This is a genomic window from Gordonia sp. JH63, assembly GCF_009856645.1.
Taxonomy (GTDB): Bacteria; Actinomycetota; Actinomycetes; order Mycobacteriales; family Mycobacteriaceae; genus Gordonia; species Gordonia hongkongensis.
In genome coordinates, this window is the sequence record NZ_CP047235.1 from 3,073,816 (window position 1) to 3,090,639 (window position 16,824).

A 16,824-nucleotide genomic window follows, 5' to 3' on the forward strand; every position below is an offset into this window, starting at 1 on the left:
ACACCGTCGATGCCGGACAGGATCGCCTCGATCTCACCGAGTTCGATCCGCTGTCCGCGGAGTTTGACCTGGAAGTCGCTGCGTCCCAGGTACTCCAGGTCGCCCGCACGGTTACGCCGGACGAGGTCGCCGGTGCGGTACAGGCGTCGGCCGCCGCCTGCGGGATCGGCGACGAACCGTTCGGCGGTGAGGTCCGGCCGCGCCGCATACCCGCGGGCGAGCTGGACGCCTCCCAGATACAACTCGCCGGTGACGCCCGCCGGCACGGGACGCAACCGTGCGTCGAAGACGAACGTCTGGGTGTTCCACACCGGCCGCCCGATGGGCACCACGTCCGCGCCGGGGTCCGGAGTCGCGACGGCGACCTCGACGGCGGCTTCGGTGGGACCGAACAGGTTGGAGACGCGTACGTGTGGGAGCGCCACGCGCGTCGCCAGCAGCGTCGCCGGTGGCAGGGCTTCACCGGAACAGTAGAGGTGTCGCAGGCTCGGCAGGGGCGAAGCAGCATCGTCGCGGATCTCACCGGCGCCGGGAGCGGAGCGAGCGGGCCGAATGTCACCGGCGCCGGGAATCTCGTCGATGAACACGGCGAGCAGTGACGGTACGAAGTGCACCGTGGTGATCTGCTCGGCGTCGATCAGCCGAGCCATCGAATGCGGATCGAGATGGGCGTCGTCGGGCGCGATGACCAACCGGGCGCCGGTCAGCGCCGGGGTCAGCAGTTCGGGCACCGACACGTCGAAGGTGAAGGGCGTCTTCAGGAGGATCGAGTCGTGCGGTCCGATCCCGAATTCGTCGACTCCCCATCGCAATCGGTTGAGTACGGCGCGATGGGACACCGTGACGCCCTTGGGTCGGCCGGTGGACCCCGACGTGAAGATGGTGTACGCCGCGTGGTCGGGGCGCAGTATCGACAAAAGTTCGTCGGCGGCGACCGGGACGGTGTCGAGGTCGACCGGGTTCGCGGCGTCCACCACGATCGCGCGGGGGACAACGTGCGCCGCGGGCGCCCGGTCGTCGCAGATCAGCGCGATCCTCGCGTGCGCGGTGTCGACCATGTGGCGAACGCGGTCGGAGGGAGCGTCGGGTGCCACCGGCATGTACTGACCGCCGGCGGCGAGTACCGCGTGGACCGCGATGACCAGTTCGATCGACCGCGGCATGCACACCGCGACGCAGTCCTCCGGGCCGATCCCGAGCGCGATGAGTTCCCGCGCGAGGGTGGCCACCCGCGCGGCGAACTCGCGGTGGGTGAGAGTGCGGCCCCCGAAACGCACCGCGACCGCCTCCGACGCTCGCAGATGGTCGGCGGCCGCGATCGCCGCCGGGATCGTGAGGTCGGGCAGGACGACCGCGGGTCCGACCGAGAGCTGCTGTTGCGCATCAGCTTCGGCTGCGGTGAGGATTGGGAGGTCGGCGACCGGTAGGTCGGCGTCGTCGGCGAGCGAGCTGAGCGCCGCGGACAACGCCGCGGAGATCATCTCCGCGGTCGCCGGGTCGAACAGCGCAGTGGCATAGGCGATCGAGCCGGTCAGCCCACCGTCGGCGGTCTCGCGGAAACCGATGGTGAGGTCGAATTTCGCGGCGGTGTCCTCGATCTCGACGAACTCGGTGTCGAGATCGGCCAGTGTGCCGAGCACCGGTCCGCCGCTTGTGGAGTGGACGAGCAGCACCTGGGCGAGCGGCTCCACGTTCTCGATGCGCTGCGGGTTCACCGCGTCGATCACCCGCTCGAACGGCACGTCGGCGTTGTCGAACGCCGCGAGGTCGGCGTTCTTGACCTGCTCGAGCAACGCGCCGACGGTGAGGTGCGGCTCGACGTCGACCGACAGGATGACGGTGTTGACGAACATGCCGATCAGCTGGTCGATCTCGCGTCGGCCTCGTCCTGCGACGGGCGTGGCCACGGCGATCCGGTTCGTCGACGTCAGGCGCGCGAGGACCGCGGCGGTGGCCGTGTGCGCGACCATGAACAGGGTGGCACGGCGGGCGGCGGCACGGCGGCGCAGTCGCGACACGACGGCCGCGGGCAACGACCACCGCACGGTGGCCGCGCGTCCGTCGGTTTCGGCGGGGCGCGGGCGATCGATCGGCAGCGGGAGGATGTCGGGCAGACCGGTCAACCGCTCGACCCAGAACCGCAACTGGCGCGCGATCAGGGAGTCGGCGTCCGCGGGGTCACCGAGCCGATGTCGTTGCCACACCGCGTAATCCGCGTACTGGAAGCGCAGGGCCGGCCAGTCCGGCGCGCGGCCCGACCGCCTGGCCGCGTACGCCCGCGCGATCTCGGCCGCCAGCACCGGCGCCGACTCACCGTCGGCGGCGATGTGGTGCAGCGCGATGACGAGTACGTGTTGATCCGCCGACGCGGTGATGACGCGCACCCGCACCGGTAGGTCCGTCGTCACGTCGAACGTGGTCGTGATGAGTTCGTGGATCTCCTGGTCGACGACCTCGTCGGAGGATGCGGCGGCCCGCGGCGGGACCACGGTGTGCCCGATCGTGATGCGCCCGGCCCAGTCGTCAGGTGCATGCGCCACGGGTTCGACACCGACGGCGCGAGCGCCCGTTTCGGCCGACGCGGACCCGGTCGCGATGGATTCCGCGCCGGTGTCGCCGTCGGGCGTCGTCGTCGGGTAGATCGTGCGCAGCACCTCGTGGCGGTCGACGACGTCGAGGATCGCCGCCCGCATCGCGGACACGTCGAGGTCGCCGCGCAGACGGACCACGATGGGGATCACGTAGGCGGCGGAGTGCGGATCGAACTGGTTGAGGAACCACATCCGGCGCTGGGCGTACGAGAGGGGTACCGGATCCGGCCGGCGGATCCCCTCGAGCGCGGGCAGATCGGCACCGCGACCGTGTTCCCCCGCATCGACGGCGGCGGCCAGCGCCCGTACCGTCGGCGTCTCGAACAGCGCACGGACTCCGATCTCCACACCGAGCGAGCCACCCAGGCGGGCCACCACCCGGGTCGCCGACAGCGAGGTGCCGCCGAGATCGAAGAATGACGCCTCGGCCGACACCTCCTCCACGGCATCGAGTCCGAGGACCTCGGCGTAGACCGCGGCGATCGCCTGCTCGGTTGCCGTCGACGGACGGACGTGGACATGTCCACCGAAACGCGGTGTGGGCAACGCCCTGCTGTCGAGCTTTCCGGTGGCCGTCAGCGGGATGTCGTCGATCGGCACGATCACGGTGGGCACCATGTGGGCGGGGAGCCGTCGAGCCGCGTGGGTCGCGACGTCTGCGGTGTCGGGCGCAGCGCCGGCGACACCATGGACCCAGGACACGAGGACCGTCTCACCCGAGGTCGGGTGCTCGATTCCGGCGGTCGTCGAGAAGTCCACCCCGGGGTGCTCGCCGAGAACCGCGTCGATCTCACCGAGCTCGATCCGGAAACCCCGGATCTTGACCTGGAAGTCGCTGCGGCCCAGGAAGTCCAGCGTCCAGCGGCCGCTCCGTCGGCGCCATCGTACGAGATCACCGGTCCGGTACATCCGCTCGCCCGGCGCGCCGAACGGTGCCGCGACGAAGCGCTCGGCGGTCAGCGCGGGCTGGCCGACGTAGCCGGCGGCGAGGGCGGAACCCGCCAGATACAGTTCACCGGCCACGCCGGCGGGAACGGGATGTAGGCGGGGATCGAGAACTGCGGCGGTGACACCGGCGATCGGACCGCCGATGGTGACCGCGGAGTCGGGCCGCATCGGTGCCGACGATGTCGCCCAGATGGTGGTCTCGGTGGGACCGTAGAGATTGTGCATCGAGCGACCGGCGGACCAGGCCCGGACCAGTTCCGGCGAACAGACGTCACCGGCGACGGAGATGACCTCGAGATCGGGGAACCCGGTGCCGGTCGCCGCGCCCGATTCGGTGACCGCCTCGGACACCGTGGCGAGGGCGGTCGGGGTGATCGTCGCGTGGGTGATGCGCTCCCGCCGCAGGATCGCCGCGAGTTCGGTGCCGCCCGTGACCCCGCCGGGCGCGACGACCATGGTCGACGCCGCCGCCATCGCGACCAGCGTCTCGAACACCGCGGCGTCGAAACCCGGTGCCGCGAAGCGGAGTACGCGGGCCGCCGGCGTGAGTCCGAATCTCGCACGGGCATCGGCGACCAGGTCGGCCAGTCCGCGGTGGGTGACCGCGACGCCTTTCGGCCGGCCGGTCGAGCCCGACGTGAAGATGACATAGGCCGTCTCGTCGGGTCGCGGACGTCGGGCGAACGCGACGACTCCGGTCTCGTCCGGACCGCCGGGCTGTTCGGCAACGACCCAGTCCACCGCGGCAGCCGCCGGTCGCAGCCCGGCGACGACCTCGGACGAGGTGACCCCGAGACGTGCGTCGACGGTGTCCAGCATGTAGCGCAGGCGCTCCCCGGGCAGGCCGGGGTCGACGGGCGCCACCGCCGCGCCCGTGCGCGCGATGGCCCAGAACCCGACCGTGCCTTCGAGAGATCTCGGTGTGGCGAGGGCGATGACGGCGTCCGGCCCGGCGCCACGCGCACGGAGCACGCCGGCCAGCCGGCGCGTACGGAGGTCGAGCTCGGTGTACGTCAGGTGCTGCCCGTTCTCGGTGACCGCGATGCCGTCGGGGTTCACGGCGATCGCGGCGTCCAGCAGGTCGGCGAGCGTCGACCTCGCCGACGCGAGACCCGGTGCCGCGATCACCGCATCCGCGTGCTCGTCTCCGGCGGGCAGGTCGCCGACCGGCGCGTGCGGCTCGCTCACCACCGCTCGCGCGATGGCGGTCATCCGACGGACGAACGCGTCCACCGTGCCGGCGTCGAAGAGGGCGGTGGCGTAGGTGACGATCACGCGCGTGTCGTCGGCCGGGTTGCGGCCCGGCTCGTCGAGGACGGTGATCTGCAGGTCGACCTTGGCGGTGGTGACCGGGGCCTCGATCTCGGAGACGATGAGCCCCGGCAGTTCGACGGTCGGCCTTGCGGCGTTCTGGAATGCCAGGGCGACCTGGACCAGCGGCGGATGCGCGGTGTCGCGTACCGCGACGACCTCGTCGACCACGGTCTCGAACGGTAGATCGGCGTGATCGAGTGCGGTCACGTCGATCTCGCGGATGTCGGCCAGCAGGTCGGTGAACGAGGCCGCTCGCCGCACCCGGCTGCGCAGCGCCAGCGTGTTGACGAACATCCCGATCAGTGGGTCCAGATCGCGCTCGCCCCGACCGGCGACCGGGGTCCCGATGACGACGTCCTCGTCGGCGCCGGACCGCACGAGAGTGACCGCGAGCAGGGCGTGGACGGCCATGAACATCGTCGCGCCGTGCCGACCGGCGAGGTCTCCCAGAGCGTTCCAGGTGGCTGCGTCGAACGCCGCCGACAGCTCGGCACCCGTGTCGTCCCGGACCGGGGTGCGCGGCCGGTCCACCGGCAACTCGATGAGTGCCGGCACCCCGGCGAGACGGGTTCGCCAGTGGTCGAGCTGACGTGCTGCGAGAGACGTGGGGTCGGCAGCGTCCCCGAGCCGATGGTGCTGCCACACCGAGTAGTCGACGTACTGGATCGGCAGGGGCGCCCAGCTGGGTTCGCGGCCGGCCGCGCGCGCCTCGTATGCGGTGACGAAGTCGGTGACCATCGGCGCGACGGAGCCGCCGTCGCTGATGATGTGGTGCACCACCAGGACCAGGATCACGGCGTCGTCGGCGACGCGGATCAGGCGGGCCCGAACGGGCGCACCGGCTTCGAGGTCGAATCCACGACTGGTGATCTCGGCGATGGTGGCCGTGACGTCGCCCTCGTCGGCGCCGCGCATGTCGATCGGGGGTGTCACCCGGACGTCGTGTCGAGGGTCTCCCGCGGGCGCGATGACCTGCTCGGGAGCGCCGTCCACCGATACGAATCGCGTGCGCAGCACCTCATGTCGCGCAAGCAGATCCGCGAGAGCCGCGGCGACGACCGCAGGGTCCGGGGACCGGTCATCCGCCGCCTCCGGACCCGAACCCGATGCGGCATCGAGGCGGAGCACGGCCGGGATGAGATACCCGGCCCCGCCCGGATCCAGCGTCTCCAGAAACCAGATTCGACGCTGTGCGGGCGACAACGGGAGCACCCCGTCGCGGCCCACTCGGCGCAGGGGCACCCGGCGATCAGCTCCCCCGCGTCCGTCGTGGTCTCCGGGGTCGCGTCCATCGATGACCGCTGCCAGACCCCGGACCGTCGGATCGGCGAACACATCTCGCGCGGAGACCGTCGTGCCGAAATGCTCGGCTGCCCGGGCGGCCACCCGGGTAGCGGTGAGCGAGTTGCCACCGAGATCGAACAACGACGTGGTGACCCCGACGTCGCTCACGCCCAAGATCTCGGCGACCAGTGCGGCCAGGGCCGCCTCGGTCGCGCCGGCGGGCGGCTCGGCGACCTCCGGGCCATCGCCGGACCCCGGATCGGGCAGCGCGCCGCGATCGAGCTTGCCGTTCACGGTGAGCGGCAGTCGGGGTAGCCGGACGAACCGGGTGGGCACCATGTACTCGGGCACCGCGGTCGCCAGGCGCGTACGGATCTCGCTGTCCGACAGCCCGACTGCGTCAACGGCCGACGAAGCGGCGCCGCCCGCGGCGACGAGGTAGCCGACGAGATGCTCGGTGTCGCCGAGCGTACGGATGTCCGCCCCCGCCGCGTCGACGCCGTCGAGCGCCGACATCGCCGACTCGACCTCTCCCAGCTCGATCCGGAAGCCGCGGAGTTTCACCTGGCCATCGCGTCGTCCCACGAATTCGATGGACCCGTTGCGGGACATCCCGACGTCGCCGGTCCGGTACATCCGACCGCCCGGCGGTCCGAACGGGTCGGCGACGTACCGTGTGGACGTCTGACCGTGCCGGTTCAGGAACCCGCGGGTGACCTGGGCGCCCGCGACGTACAGTTCACCGGGCACGCCGTCGGGCACGGGGGCGAGCCGACCGTCGAGGACGTACACCCGCGAACCGAGCAGCGGGGTCCCGATGTCGGAGGCGGTTGCCCGGTCGACGAATGCGCGCGTCAGATCCCGACGGGTCATGTAGACGGTCGTCTCGGTGGGACCGTACATGTTGTTCAGTTGCGGGCCCGCGACATCGGCGCCGGGACGGGTCGCCGACCCGTCGGCCGCCCGGTCCGTCTGCCATGTCCGGACATGCTCGTAGTCGAGGAGTTCGCCCGAGAAGTGCAGGCGCCGAACGGAGTCGGGCAATCGACGGCCGAGGGGTGGGCGGACGACCGCCGCGAACTGATAGAACGACGACGGGGTGAAGTTGACGATCGTGACCCCGTGTCGGTCGAACGCCTCGACCACGTCGTCCGGGGCGCGGGTCGTCGCGTGGTCGAGCACGAGGAGACGACCGCCGGCGCGCAGTGCGGCCCAGATCTCGCCGACCGAGACGTCGAACGCGTAGGAGTGGAACATCGACCACACGTCGTCGGGCGAACTCTCCACGACGGCGTCGAGCGCATCGAGCAGCGACACCACGTTGTCGTGGGTGACGACAACGCCTTTGGGGCGCCCGGTGGATCCGGAGGTGTACATCACGTAGGCGCTCGACTGGGCGGTCACGTGCTCCGGCAGCGGTGGGGTCGAGACCGACCGGGCATCGATGTCGTACTGCGCCAACAGGTCCTGCGGCGTGCACAGCGGCGCGGGCATCGCAGCCCAGGCCCCGACCGTCTCGGCGTCGGCCACGACGGCGACCGGCGACGCGTCCTCGACGATCCCGCGCAGGCGCGCAACCGGGTGTGTCCGGTCGAGGGGTAGATAGGCGGCACCGGTCTTGAGAACCGCGAGCAACGCCACGATGAGGTCCACCGAGCGCGGAAGCGCGACCCCCACGAGTGTTTCGGGACCCGCACCACGATCGACAAGGGCGTGCGCCATCCGTTCGGAGCGCTCGTCGAGTTCCCGGTAGGTGAGCGACGCCCCGTCGAGGTCGGCGAGAGCGACGGCGTCGGCACGTCGTCGTGCGGCGATCCGGAAAAGCCCCGGCAGCGACTCGCGGTCACCGAGGCCCAGGATCTCGGTGATCCGCCGGTCGAGTTCATCGACGATTCCGGCCGCGGCGGTAGCGAGTTGCGATCCGCTCAGCCCCGCGCGCGGCATCAGCGCCGTCACCGTTGCGCGGAGGGCGGCGTCGGACGCGACGCCCCGCTCCGCCAGGGTGATCGCCGAGGCCGAGACCCGGCGGTGCAGAGCACGGAAGGTCACCGGGCCGGCCGTCCCGGACATGGCCTCGTCGTCGCCCGCATGGGCGGCGGCGAGCGCCAGCAGCCGAAGCGCGGACGGGCGGCGCAGCGACGGCTGGGCATGCCCCGTCGAGGTGCGGGGAATCGAGGTGTCCGACGTCACGCGGGTTCCACTCGATTTCGCTGGACCGCGCCCGATCCGGCGCCCGTGTGGCCGTGCACGACGGCATCGGCGGCGGTGCGCACGCTGTCGAAGACCTCGTCGATGGACCGGTCGGCGTCGGCGAGGAGCGTCGCCACGGCGATCGTCAACGCCTCCGCCGGGTCTTCGTCGGGAATCGACATCGACATGGCGACCGCGGTTGCCTCGAGATCGGCGAAGGTCACCTGTGGCGCCCCCGCGACGCCGATGACCGTGTCGGGCGCGACGGCCGCGACCTCCGACACCAGCTCGTGCAGCGGCCGAACGGCATCGGTTCCGCGCACATCCGGCGCGTTCTGCTCCGCCCAGACGGCGAGATCCCCGATCGCAGTGTCCGGCCGTGACACGATGTCGGCCAACAGATTTCGGAACCTCTCGGCGAACAGGGCCACCGTGCCGGGGTCGAAGAGATCGGTGTCGAAGGCGATCTGCCCGCCCAACGCGCCGTTCCGGTCGACGCCGTCGGGGTCTCCCGGGTAGAGCATGACCTCGAGGTCCACCTTGGCGGGAAAGGACTCGGGCAGACGCGGCCGGACATGCAGCCCGTCGAGTTCGATGTCCGGGAACTCGAGATTCTGGTACGAGAGCATCACCGAGAACAACGGGTTGCGGCGTCCGCGGCGGACCGACGCACGGTCGGTCCGGGCGAGATGATCGACGATCTCGTCGAAGGACACGTCGGTGTGACCCAGGTCGGCGAAATCATCGCTGTGCACCCGTCGCAAGAGCTCCGCGAACGGCTCGTCGAGGCGAAGCCGCGTACGCAGGGGCACCGTGGTCGCGAGCATCCCCACCATGTCGGTCAGGGCGGGATCATCACGACCGGCGAACGGTGTGCCGATGACGATGTCGTCGCTTCCCGACAACCGCCTGATCAGGACCGCGAGCGCCGCGTGCAGGACGGCGAACTGCGTCGTGTTGCCCACCCGCGCCATCTGACGGAGCATCGTCGCGGTCGACGACGGGATGTCGAGATCGACCACTCCGCCCACATGGCGGGGCTCCACGGGCCGGGGCCGGTCGGTCGGGATCGTCGCCGGCTCCCCCGCCCGATCCAGACGCTGCCCCCAGTACCGCAGTTGACGCTGCCGTTCCGTCTCCCCGTCGGGCCGCGTGGTCTGCAGGCGCTCGGCGTGCCAGATCGCATAGTCGGCGAACTGCACGCGCTGCCCCACCGCACTTCTCGATCCGGCTCGCCCCGAGATGCGGGCGGAGTAGAACTCGGCGAGGTCGCGGGCCAGCGGGCCGAGCGACCCACCGTCGGCGTTGATGTGGTGGACGACGAACACCAGCAAGTGCCGGTCCGGGCTCACGCGCAGGATCGTCGCGCGTACCGCCGGGGGGCCGGTCAGGTCGAAACCAGCTCCGACGACAGCCGCGACCTCGGCGCCCAACCGGTCCTCGGCGGGCATGTCGGGCCGGTCACCGGCGAGATCGACGAGCGGAATCCGCAACGCGTGCACCGCATCCGCAGCGGGGATGATGAGTTGCACCGGTGTGCCGTCGTGCAGCGGGTAACGGGTGCGCAGCGACTCGTGCCGCGCGACGAGGTCACCCACCGCGCCCGTGAGGGCCGGGACGTCGAGCCGGCCGTCGAGTTCCAGGGTCAGGCCGACGTTGTAGGCGGGCGAGGCCGGATCGGTCTGGTTGATCGACCACAGGCCGCGCTGCACCCCCGTGAGGTCGACGAGATGAGTGCGTTCGCGCGGCGTCAGCATGCGTCCCGAGACCGCCCGGTCGGCCGTCGCCACCGCCGCCACGAAGTCCGCGACGGTCGGGTTCTCGAAGAGCAGCGACATCGGCACGCGGCGTCCGACGTGCTGTTCGACGCGATAGGCGACCTTGGTCGCCGACAGCGAGCTCCCGCCGAGTTCGAAGAACCCGTCGTACACGCTGACCTCCCGCAGACCGAGCACGTCGGCGAAGATCTGGGCCACGACGCCCTCGAGCCGGCTGCGGGGGCCGACATATTCACGTGCGGGCGAGATCTCCACCGCGGGCAGGGCGCGGCGGTCGACCTTGCCGGTCCGGGTCATCGGCAACTCGTCGAGCACCACCACGGTGTGCGGCACGAGGTGCGACGGGAGACGGGCGGCGGCGTGGTCGAGGATGTGCTCGGGTGCGGGGACCCGGTCGGCAGGGGCGGTCACATACGACACCAGCACCGTGTCCCCAGCCGGTGTCGACGTCCCGACGGTGACCGCGATGTCCACATCGGGATGGCTTGCGAGCACGCCGTCGACCTCGCCGGGTTCGACCCGCATGCCGCGGATCTTGATCTGGAAGTCGTTGCGCCCGTGGTAGACGATGTCGCCGGACGGTGTGCGCGTGACGAGGTCACCGGTGCGGTACATCCGCCCCCCGGTCTCGAACGGATCGGCGACGAACCGGCCCGCCGTCAGTCCGGGACGACCGTGGTAGCCGCGCCCGAGTGCCCGTCCCGACAGGTACAGCTCACCCAGGACACCGTCCGGCACCGGACGCAGGCAGGCGTCGAGGACCCGGACGCCGACTCCGGCGATCGGCCCACCGATAGTGACCGGTTCCGCGGGCCGGAGGGGCGCGGAGGCGGTGGCCCAGATCGTGGTCTCGCTGGGACCGTAGAGATTGAGCAGCGGGCGGCCCGCCGCGTGCCACCTCGCGACCAACTCCGGAGGGCAGGCCTCGCCCGCCACCATCACGACCGAGAGTTCGGGCACCGCCGCAGGATCGAGAGTGGCGAGCGCGGTGGGCGTCATGATCGTGTGGGTGACCCGGTGACGGGCGATGATGGTCGCCAGCTCGGGACCGGCGAACACCTCGGGTGGGCTGATCGCCAGCTGGGCGCCCGAACACACCGCGAACACGATCTCCCAGACCGCAACATCGAATCCCGGTGCGGCGACGTGGAGTATGCGCGAGTCCGGGCCCGCGCCCAAGCGATGCTGCTGCTCGCCGACCAGTTCGGCGAACCCGGCGTTGGTCACCGTGACGGCCTTGGGCCGGCCGGTGGACCCGGAGGTGAATTGGAGATAGGCCGCGTCGTCGAGGGCGATCGGCCGTACCCGCTCGGCGTCGGCCACCCGGTGCGTCGGCCGTCCGGCGATGCCCAGATCCACCTCGAGGTCATCGAGAACCAGCTCCGCGACCGTGGATCGGGTCACCGAGGACCCGGCGCCGTCCGTGGTGACGGGATCCGCCGTGATGACCAGAACCGCACCGCTGTCGGCGAGCATCGCCGAACGGCGGGCGGCGGGCAGACGGGAGTCGATCATCACGAAGGCGGCGCCGCTCATGGCCACGCCCAGTACGGCCAGGACCGACCGGGGCGAGCGCGGGATGCTCACCGCGACGACGTCGCCTGGGCCGATGCCGCGTTCGATCAGGACGCGGGCGATCTGATTGGTCGTGGTCGTCACCTCGGACCAGCGGACCGCGCTCTCCCCGAGCAGGGCAGGGGCGCCGGGGTCGGCGCTCGCGAGACCGCGCGTCAGCAGGGTTGCGAGGGTCTGCTCGGGACGCGATCCCCAGGCCGGCGCCGCCAGGGTACGCATCTCGTCCGGGCGGAGCAGGTCGATCGCACCGATGCTCCGCGACGGCTCGTGCACCATCTGCTCCAGGACGAACTCCAGCCGCCGCGCCATGTCGTGCACCGTAGCGTCGTCGAAAAGGTCGGTTGCATAGGCGAATTCGACGTCGTAACGGTCGGTGCGGTCGGTGACCGACACGGTCACGTCGTACTTCGCGGACGGTACCCGGGCATCGAGGACCTCCGCGGACCCGGCCCATCGGGCGAGCTCGGCCAACTGATCGGGTTGAACCGTCAGCGCGACCTGGAACAGCGGCGAGTGCGACGGCGACCGGTGTGGCGCGACAGCGTCCACGACCCGTTCGAACGGGACGTCGGCGCGGCTCATCGCACGCGCGCAGCGGCGATGCGCGGCGGTGACGAAGTCGACGACGGTGTCCCCGGGTTGCAGGGTCGTTCGCAGCACGACGGTGTTGACGAACATGCCGACGAGGTCGGCGAGCGCCGGATCGTCGCGGCCGGCGACCGCGGTCCCGATACTCACGTCGTCGGTGGCGGCCAGCCGACCCAAGGTGATCGCCAGGGCGGACTGGAACACCGCGAACGGGGTGACCGCCAACGATATCGCGAGCTGCCGGATCCCCGCGGTCAGGCCCGTCCCGAGCACGGTGTCCACATGCGCTCCGCTGCTCGACATCACCCGCGGACGCGGCCGATCGGTGGGCAACTGCAGCAGATCCGGCGCGCCACGCAACTCCCCCCGCCAGAACTCCAGGCCCTCGACCAGAACCGACGACGGCGCATCCGGCGTTCCGAGCGTCTCGGCGCGCTCGACGGCGACATCGGCGTACTGCATCGGCAACGGCGCGAGATCCGGCTCCGCACCCGCGCGCCGACTGTCGTACGCGGTCATCAGATCTCGCAGCAGCGGCCGGAGCGAGTGCCCGTCGGCCGCGATGTGATGAAGGACCAGCACGACGATGTCGCCATCCGGATGACCGGTCAGCAGGCGGTACCGGAACGGGATCTCCTCGGCCAGGTCGAAGCCGACGTCGGTGATGGCGGAGATCGCCTTGTCCACATCGTCTCCGGCGTCGGTCACATGTGTCCCGCTCGCTGCGCTCCCGGCGACAGTGACATGTGTCCCGCTCGCTGCGCTCCCGGCGACGAGTTCAACATGTGTCCCGCCGGCCAGAAGATCGGCAGCCGTGCGCGAGTCCAGGATTCGCTGCTCGGGTTCGCCGTCGACGACCGGGAACACCGTGCGCAGGATCTCGTGCCGGTCCACGACGTCCCGGACCGCCCGGTGCATGGCATCGGCGTCCAGCGCGTGCGCCAGGCGCAGCGCGCCCGACATGTTATAGGTCGACTCGGCCGGCGACATCCGGTTGATGAACCACAACCGGGTCTGCGCCTGCGACAGCGGGATTCGCGCCGGACGGGGTGGTTGCGACCGGGTCGCGGCGGACCGGTCGGACTGCGGGACGACCACGGCGCGTGACGCGAGATCGGCGAGGTCGACCGCGTCGAAGACGTCGGTCAGGGCGATCCCCAGCCCGTGGTCGACACGTGCGCGGGCCACCATCCGGGCGGCGAGCAACGAATCCGCACCCAAAGCGAAGAGATTGTCCGAGACGCTGACCCCCTCACGGTCCAACGCCTCCTCCACCAGCGACACGATCGCCCGCTCGACCGGGGTCTGCGGCGTCCGGAAACTCGTTGCGGCGGAGCCGAGTACGGGAACCGGCAGCGCGCGCGTGTCCAGCTTGCCCGATCGGGTGGTGGGAAACGCGTCGAGGAAGACGATCCCCGGCGGAACCATGTGTCCGGGGAGTCGCCGTCGGCAGTGCGCGCGCACAGCGTCGGCATCGAGCAGTTGCCGGGTGTCACCGGCATCATGATCGGCGGGGGATTCGGGCACGGACCCATCCCGGCGAGCACGGAGATAGGCGACGAGAACCGGTGCGGGCCCGAGATCGCGGCGGGCGACGACCGCTACCGCGTCGACGCCCGGGATCGCGGCGATCACCGCCTCCACCTCGCCGGGTTCCACGCGCTGACCCCGGATCTTGATCTGCTGATCGGTTCGTCCCAGATACTCCAGTTCACCGTCGGCAGTCCATCGGACCAGATCCCCGGTGCGGTACATCCGGGCACCCACGTCCCCCCGCGGATCGGCCGTGAACCTGCCCGATGTCAGTCCCGGAGCACCGACGTAGCACGATGCCAGCTGCGGCCCCACCAGATACAACTCGCCGGCGACCCCGACCGGAACCGGACGTAGTCGGCCGTCGAGGACCCGCACCTCGGTCCCCGGTACCGGGTGTCCGATCGGAACGACCGGACCATCCGTCGTGACCCGCTGGGCGGTCACGTCGATCGCCGCCTCGGTCGGCCCGTACAGATTCACCAGTCCGGCACGGGTGGTCGACCGTACGCGCCGGGCGAGCCGGGCCGGCAGCGCCTCGCCCGACGTGAACACCCAGCGCACGTGGTCGGGTAGGGAGAGCCGTTCGTGCGCCATTGTGTCGGTTCCGCCGAAGTCGTCGACGGACTGAGTCGTCGAACCACCGGGGTCCGGTCCGAGCACCACGTCGAGATAGGCATCGAGCATCGACGGCACGAAATGCAGGACGGTGACGCCGGAGCGCGCGATGAGGTCGCGGAGGTACGCGGGATCGCGGTGTCCGCCGGGCATCGCGATCACCATCCGCGCCCCGACGCGCAACGGCCACAGCAACTCCCAGACCGACACGTCGAAGGTCGCCGGCGTCTTGTACAGCACGACGTCGCCCGCGGCGATCGGGTGATCGTGCTGCATCCACCCGAGGCGTTGCTCGATCGCCCGATGACCGATCTCGACACCTTTGGGCGTCCCGGTCGATCCCGAAGTGAAGATGACGTAGGCGGCCAGATCAGTCGGAACCCGGGTCTCCCGATGCGGCCATGCCGTCGGACCTCGACGCGGGGAGTCGAGACCGGCGACGAAGTGTGCGTCGACGACCAGTGCGGGTTCGACCGCGGCGATGATCGCCTGTCGCCGCTCGTCCGGTTCGGCCGGATCGACCGGCACGTAGGCCGCACCCAGCCCGATCGCGGCATACACGGCGCACACCTGCTCGATCGAGCGGTCCAGTGCCACGACGATGCGATCGCCGCGCCGGGCGCCCAGACTCGTGAACCGGTCCGCGAATGTGTCGCAGGCACGCGCGAAGTCGCGGTAGGTGAGGGTGGTGTCGCCGAACGTCACCGCGGGCGCGTCCGGCGTCGACTCGACCTGGCGATCGAAGGCGGCCAGCACGTGCTCACCGACCACGCCGACGGCCGGCCCGCCGGAACCGAGGTCTTCCAGGGTTGCCGACTCCCCGGCCATCAGCAGGTCGAGGTCGGTGACCGGCCGGTTCGGGTGCGCGACGAACTGTGTGAGCACGTTGAGCAGGCGATCGCGGTGCGCCTCGAGTTCCGCCGACCCGTACAGCGTGGGGTTCGCGTGCAGACCCACTTCCAGCGGGGCCTCCGGGCCGGCCGCGAAGACGTTCATCACCAGGTCTTCGACCAGACCGGCGGACAGCATGTGATAGCGCACGCGGGCGCCGTCGATGACGATCGGCTTGTCGAACAGCAACAGGTTGACCAGCGGTCCGAACGACGTACCGCGGGCATCACCGAAACCGGCTGCCGCCCTGATGTCCTCGGATCGATACCGTTGATGGCGCAGACCCGCGGTGATCTCCGCGCTGACCGCCGCGACGACGTCGGCGCACGTCGCGGAGGAGATTCCGTCCACACGCAGGGGCAACATGTTGGAGACCATCCCGGCCGAGTGCCGGACGCGCGCTGTCGTCCGTGCGGTGACCGGCAGACTGAGGACGATGTCGTCGCTGCCGGACATGCGCGCGAGGAACGCGGCGAACGCGGCGGTGAGGATGGCGGCAACCGAGGCGTCGAGGTCCCGGGCGCACCGACGCAGTGCCTCATCCAGTTCGGGACCGAGCAGCCCGGCGGAGACGACGGTCTCGTTGCGGACGCCGGCGGTGGCCGGGTGTGCAGCGAGGCTGACCCGCTCGGGGAGCCCGGCGGCGCGTTCCTGCCAGAATTCGCGGTCTTTCTCGAACCGCGTGCTCTGCCGGTAGGCGGCGTCGTTGGCGACCACCTCGGCGATGCTGGCGCGGCGGACCGGTCGGCGCCCGGTTCGCGGCGGCACCGTGGCAGCGACCTCCGCCGCAGTATTCGGTGCGCGGTGCTCGTTGTAGCGCGCCACCGCTTCGTGCAGGCACATCAGCGCGCCGTATCCGTCGAACGCGATGTGGTGCCCGCGCATGTACCAGTACGTCCGGTCGTCGGCGATCCGGATGAAGGCCGCGACGGCGACCGGATCGGCGAGCAGGTCCACGGACCGCTGATGGTCGGCGCGCATCCAGTCGGCGGCTGCCGCTTCGGGATCCGGGTGCGTCCGCAGATCGACGTCGATCACGTCGAACGGAACGGAGAAGTCGATGTATTGCCGAGGCGTGCCGTCGACCTCGACCACGCGCGTGTACGCCGTCTGCAGGTCGCGTGCCGCCTCCAGTACTCCCCGACGGAACAACTCCCGATCGAACGGGCGTCCGTCGTCGACGATGTCGAGGTAGTGCGCGACGGTGACCGAGTGGTCGTCGACCAGGTTCTCGGCAAACCACATGGCGCGTTGGGCCGCGGTCAGATCCAGTAGATCCGCCCCTCGAGGCGCGCGGGGTGCCCCCGGGCGCCAGTCTCCCCCAGTCCCATCTCGGTGGGACACAGTGTCATCCATGCGTCGTCCGACGTCGGTTTCGGCGATTGGGTCGCTCGACGATGACGCCCCCGCGTCCCCCCGCAGCGATCGTCGAACAGCAACGAATCATACGCGGTACATCGCATCCGCTTCGGAAAGTGATACATCCCGCACGACCGGCCGTTCCCGACGATCAG

Annotated in this window: 2 protein-coding genes (1 of these 2 only partly in view); both read right to left on the bottom strand. The window is 70.6% G+C overall.

Features of this window, described 5'->3' with window-relative positions:
• Window positions 1-8,327 carry the 5' portion of a non-ribosomal peptide synthase/polyketide synthase gene (locus tag GR168_RS13725; protein WP_159370975.1) on the bottom strand. 18,097 nt of this gene lie to the left of the window's left edge, so 8,327 of the gene's 26,424 nt are visible here — the first part of the coding sequence; it begins with the start codon at window positions 8,325-8,327; the stop codon falls past the left edge of the window.
• On the bottom strand, window positions 8,324-16,666 hold the full coding sequence (locus tag GR168_RS13730) for a non-ribosomal peptide synthetase (protein WP_137810695.1): 8,343 nt from the start codon (window positions 16,664-16,666) through the stop codon (window positions 8,324-8,326). Before GR168_RS13730 ends, GR168_RS13725 begins: the two co-directional genes overlap by 4 nt.
• Window positions 16,667-16,824 lie beyond the last annotated feature (158 nt).

Bases quoted from the DNA above. Each gene is read 5' to 3' on its own strand.
- GR168_RS13730 (WP_137810695.1), bottom strand. From the start codon at position 16,666: ATGGATGACACTGTGTCCCACCGAGATGGGACTGGGGGAGACTGGCGC.